The 369-nt window shown below is 54.7% G+C and carries 1 rRNA gene; it reads left to right on the forward strand.

The window, feature by feature from the left end:
• Positions 1-369, forward strand: a 23S ribosomal RNA gene (locus CWB66_RS22115); the annotation flags it as partial.

Here is a 369-nt window from a genome sequence, read left to right on the forward strand (position 1 = left end):
GTAAGTGTCGAAGCCAGCTTAACTGCGAGACAGACACGAGGAGCAGGTACGAAAGTAGCGCATAGTGATCCGGTGGTTATGAATGGAAGGGCCATCGCTCAACGGATAAAAGGTACTCCGGGGATAACAGGCTGATACCGCCCAAGAGTTCATATCGACGGCGGTGTTTGGCACCTCGATGTCGGCTCATCACATCCTGGGGCTGAAGTCGGTCCCAAGGGTATGGCTGTTCGCCATTTAAAGTGGTACGCGAGCTGGGTTTAGAACGTCGTGAGACAGTTCGGTCCCTATCTGCCGTGGGCGTTTGAGAATTGAGAGGGGTTGCTCCTAGTACGAGAGGACCGGAGTGAACGAACCGCTGGTGTTCGG

This window comes from Pseudoalteromonas sp. S558, from assembly GCF_005886635.1.
In the GTDB taxonomy this organism is placed as follows: domain Bacteria; phylum Pseudomonadota; class Gammaproteobacteria; order Enterobacterales; family Alteromonadaceae; genus Pseudoalteromonas; species Pseudoalteromonas aliena.